This window comes from Pseudoalteromonas sp. Z1A8, from assembly GCF_011378855.1.
Classification (GTDB): Bacteria; Pseudomonadota; Gammaproteobacteria; order Enterobacterales; family Alteromonadaceae; genus Pseudoalteromonas.
The window spans coordinates 54,842-59,757 of sequence record NZ_WTLB01000028.1; the positions used below are offsets into that span (position 1 = coordinate 54,842).

Here is a 4,916-nt window from a genome sequence, read left to right on the forward strand (position 1 = left end):
TTTTTAATCGGCGGATTTACGTAGCTTTTTACAAAGCACATTTATATTAGAGCGGGTCATTAGCTCAGTTGGTAGAGCAGTTGACTTTTAATCAATTGGTCGATGGTTCAAATCCATCATGACCCACCACTCTCTAATACTTTCCTTTATATTCTTTTTTAAATTCCCATTCTATTTTTTATAAACAGCTTTACTAGTTTGCTGTTATTTGTGTTTATATTCTCGTATAATTCGCTTTAATTAATGCACTGTAGATAAGTGGTCGAGAACATGAGTCTAGCTCAAACTATTATGCCTGAAGGTTATATTTTCCCTCCTAAGCCAGCACCGTTAACACAAGACGAGCAAGGCGAATACAAAGCGCGTATAAAACAATTACTAAAAGATAAAAATGCAGTACTTGTTGCCCATTATTATACCGATCCTGAAATTCAAGCTCTTGCTGAAGAAACTGGCGGTTGCGTTGCCGATTCATTAGAAATGGCACGTTTTGGCGCACGTCACGATGCAGATATGATTATTGTTGCGGGCGTAAAATTTATGGGCGAAACAGCTAAAATTTTAACGCCTAATAAAACAGTCGTTATGCCAACGCTTGAAGCGACGTGTTCGTTAGACATTGGCTGCCCGATAGATGAGTTTTCAGCGTTTTGTGACGAGCACCCTGACCGTAAAGTGGTTGTGTATGCAAACACCTCTACCGCTGTTAAGGCGCGTGCAGATTGGATTGTAACCTCATCGTGTGCGCTTGAAATAGTAGAGCACCTAGATGAGCAAGGCGAAAAAATAATCTGGGGCCCCGATAAGCACCTTGGTAGTTATATTCAAAAAAATACCGGTGCTGATATGCTTATGTGGAATGGCGCATGTATCGTGCATGACGAATTTAAAACTAAAGCATTAAAAGACTTCAAAGCATTGCACCCAGATGCCGGTGTGTTAGTTCATCCTGAGTCACCAGCAGAAATTGTTGCACTTGCCGATTCGGTTGGATCTACGAGCCAATTAATTAAAGCTGCTCAAACAATGCCAAACACAAAGTTTATTGTAGCAACCGATCGCGGCATCTTTTATAAAATGCAGCAACTATGTCCAGATAAAGAGTTTTTTGCGGCTCCAACGGCAGGTGAGGGCGCTTCATGTAAAAGTTGCGCTCATTGCCCTTGGATGGCAATGAATGGCTTAAAAGCGATTGAGGAAGCCCTCATAAGCCCTAAAGGTAAAGAAGTATTTGTTGATATGGATTTACGCGAAGGCGCACTTAAGTCACTTAATCGCATGCTTGAGTTTACTGCGAGCATGGCTAAGTAACTTTAAAAGTATAAATTAAAAACGGTTAAGTCTTAGATTTAGCCGTTTTTTTGTGACTATAGGTAAGTGTTGCTTGATTAGTAAGCATTTAAAGGCTCATATTTAAAAATGCCTTGCACCTTAAGGGTCTATTTCATACTATAGCGCGCTGTTGCATTGAACAATTGCAGCACTGTGGAGGGATGGCTGAGTGGCTGAAGGCGCACGCCTGGAAAGTGTGTTTAGGTTTATCCCTAACGAGGGTTCGAATCCCTCTCCCTCCACCATTATTCTTAGAACCCAGTTATTAATATCGAAAGGTATTAGTAACTGGGTTTTTTAATGTCTAAATTAACTATCGACTAAATCGAGAGTTGATAACATGCCTACAAGCTCATGTTTTTCAATTGGCTTTGAAACATAACCATCAAATAACTGCCTGTATATTTCTTTTTGTTCTGTAAAAACATTAGCGGTTAATGCAATAACGGTTTGCTCGCTATCAAGCGCCTTAATTTGTTTACATGCCTGAAGTCCATCCATTTTTGGCATTTGAATATCCATAAAAATAATGTCGGGCTTGTGTGACTTGTATAATGAAACTGCTTCTAACCCATTATTTGCAATAATAATGGTGGCTTTAGTCGGTTCAAGCATCGCAGATGCAACAAGCTGATTTATTTTATTATCTTCAGCTAATAAAATGGTTTTTCCGGATAGGTCGGGGAGCTCAATATTTTTGGTCGTTAATGTGCTTTCATCAATCTGCGCTTGTTTTAATGGTAAGTACACATAAAACTGACTCCCTGAACCTAACTGGCTTGTTACTTTAATTTCGCCATTCATGAGGCCTATTAATGATTTAGTGATTGGTAAGCCTAGGCCTGTACCACCATATTCACGCGTTGTTGATTGCTCTGCTTGTTCAAAGCGCTCAAATAATCGCTCTATTGCTTGCTCAGAAATTCCAATTCCTGTGTCTGATATACAACAACATATTTTGTGTTCGTCGGTTAGCCTAAACGTTACTGTAACGCCACCTTGAGATGTAAACTTAATGGCGTTAGATATTAGGTTTAAAAATACCTGCCTGAGTCTAACTGGGTCGCCCACCCAATGCTTGTGCTCAATATCAATCACAAATTTAAGATATATATTTTTATCACTGGCTTGCAGGCCAAGATCAGACTCTAAATGATGAATAAGTTCAAAAAGATCAAAAGGCTTATGCTCTAATGAAAGCTTGCCAGCCTCAATTTTAGAAAAATCGAGAATATCATTAATAATAGTGGTGAGTGAGCGAGTTGAATAGAGTGATTTTTTTAAATACTCTTTTGACTTTTCATTTAATGGTTGCTCTTGCAGTAACTGTAAAGTCCCGAGTATGCCATTCATAGGAGTGCGTATTTCATGGCTCATATTAGCTAAAAACTCAGATTTAGCTTGGGATGCTTGCTCAGCTAACTCTTTAGCATCTCCAAGAGCTTGTTCGTGATTAATTTGTTCGGTTAAATCATATGCTACCCCCAAATAACCAACAACTTCATTTTCATTATTCAATAAAGAGGTAACGCTTATATTAACTTGTATTTTTTTACCCGTAGAGGAAATGTATGTCCATTGATTAATATCAGGCTTAGTTGCTGTTGCTTTTAATATCAAAACTTCAAAACTAGGGGAGACAAGTTTATTTAATTCAGTACTTAGTTGCTGAGCTTTTTTTATAATTTCTTCTTCTAAATGAAAAATGCCAGGGTTTTTAATTCCAATAACATCTTGCGCTTTATAGCCTAATAACTTTTCAGAGGCGGGATTAAATAATGTAATTAAGCCATTTATATCGGTAGCAATAATCGAATAGCTAGCACTATTTAAAATACTACGCTGAAGCATACTTATATCTGCAATTTCTTTGGTGCGTTGTTTTACTTCATTTTCTAGTCTTAAATTTGCTTGTTGTAATGCGAGCTTATTTTTTTTTGCTTGTAGTGCTTTTCTTTTAATTCTTTGGTTTCGTCTAAAAATAAATAACTGTATTAAAAAAGCCATAAGCATACAGCCTAGCGTGTAAAATATACCACTTACTAATGCTTTATACTTACTTGGTAAGTGAAGTGTTCCAATAAATTCATCTGAGGCATTAACTGTTATTTTCCACTTTCTTCCCATAACCTCTATTACTTCACTGTGATAGAAATTTGTAGAAGTACTTTTAGCGCCATAACTAAAAAAGTCGGTGCTACTATTAAGGTCGCTAATAATGAGGTGATTTTCATCTACCTGTGATAAAGAGTCCAAAATATTATTAATTAATAAAGGGGAGTAAACCCATCCTAGTAACTGCTCTAAACGTTGATTTTTGTTTTTAGGAATAATCGTTTTTTTATAAACTGGCAGTAAGATTAAAAAGCCTTGTTGTGCTTTTTTATCAGCTTGCACCAACGTAATGGGAGCTGTTAGTTGAGTGCTATTATTAATGGCTGCATTTAAAGCCGTTTGTTGACGCATTTCCTCTGAACTAATATCTAACCCAATGGCTTGTAAATTGCTTTTTTCAGGAAATATGTATTGAATAATAAAAAGTTCATTACTCTTTTTCGTGAGTTTTTTTATATTAAATATATGATCAGGACGATCGTTTTTTGCAGTTTGTAGAAATTGATTTAAGTTTTCAGAGTTTACTTTTCTTATAAAACCAATACCGTTTGCGCCGGGGAATTCTTGGGCATAGTTACGGCTGTTAGAGTAATTAGAAATTGCTTTGTAGTTTAGGTTGTTAACACCAATGCCGTGAACAAAGCCTTTTAAACCAAATAGACCATACTTATATAAATCGAGCCTGCTTTCTACGCCTGATGAAAGCGTAGAAAGTCGACTAGTAAGGGCTTCATTTATTTTGTTGTTAAGTGCATCTTGATGCTTAATATGAGCAATATAAGTTAACCCAACACCGATGGTGAGTAAAATGGTATGAATAAGTACAGAGGTTAATAGCCCTTTACTAACCGGTCGTCCTGAAAACATTAACCCATCCTTTATTATGAATACACTAAGCATATATCTGTTTTATCAACGAGATAAATATAGCACTTATTATTCAGGATACAAATTTGTTCTTAATTAGAATATATATATTTTATAGTGGTTTAGAGTGGAGGGAATGTAAAAATTTGATTTTAAGCATCAAGGTAAAATGAACATACATATAAATATAATAATTTATATATTCTCGATGGCTTTATAACTACCAACAAAAGTATTAGCTAAGGGTGCTCGTTTTTATATTTACTGGCTTTTAGTGTGGATTAGATGCCCATAAAAACAACGAATAACTCTTAGTCTTTGCTCCTAATTTAAATTTGGTAAGTTTACCCCAAGTAAAATTCAGCCATAATTATAGTGTTTTTAAAGTGACCTAGCAGTATAGATACGAGTAAATAGCTGCCTCAATGTTGTGATGTATCGAGCACAAAACAAATACTTAATATTCATAGCATGAAAATTAAAACATTAAAAAACTTATATTGTTCTATATTTAATAGAACCTAAATTCGGATAATAAGTGCAATTTCTCAGATTAGATGGCCAGCTGTTATAATTCGGCCATTTTCTCGCCAAAGGAAATT

At 35.8% G+C, this 4,916-nt stretch carries 2 protein-coding genes and 2 tRNA genes; 3 read left to right on the forward strand and 1 reads right to left on the reverse strand.

Features of this window, described 5'->3' with window-relative positions:
- Window positions 1-53 precede the first annotated feature (53 nt).
- From GQR55_RS12300 to GQR55_RS12310, 3 genes are all read left to right on the forward strand, one after another.
- Window positions 54-129, forward strand: a tRNA-Lys gene (locus tag GQR55_RS12300).
- Between the two features lie 141 nt (window positions 130-270).
- Complete coding sequence (gene nadA / locus GQR55_RS12305) at window positions 271-1,311, forward strand: quinolinate synthase NadA (protein ID WP_166420821.1); 1,041 nt, start codon at window positions 271-273, stop codon at window positions 1,309-1,311.
- Between the two features lie 176 nt (window positions 1,312-1,487).
- Window positions 1,488-1,577: transfer RNA gene (locus GQR55_RS12310), tRNA-Ser, on the forward strand.
- Window positions 1,578-1,641: 64 nt separating this feature from the next.
- On the opposite strand, the gene GQR55_RS12315 is transcribed toward GQR55_RS12310, so the two are convergent.
- Window positions 1,642-4,314 (reverse strand): CHASE domain-containing protein, encoded by a 2,673-nt coding sequence (locus GQR55_RS12315; RefSeq protein ID WP_166420822.1) that lies wholly within the window; start codon window positions 4,312-4,314, stop codon window positions 1,642-1,644.
- Window positions 4,315-4,916: the final 602 nt, after the last annotated feature.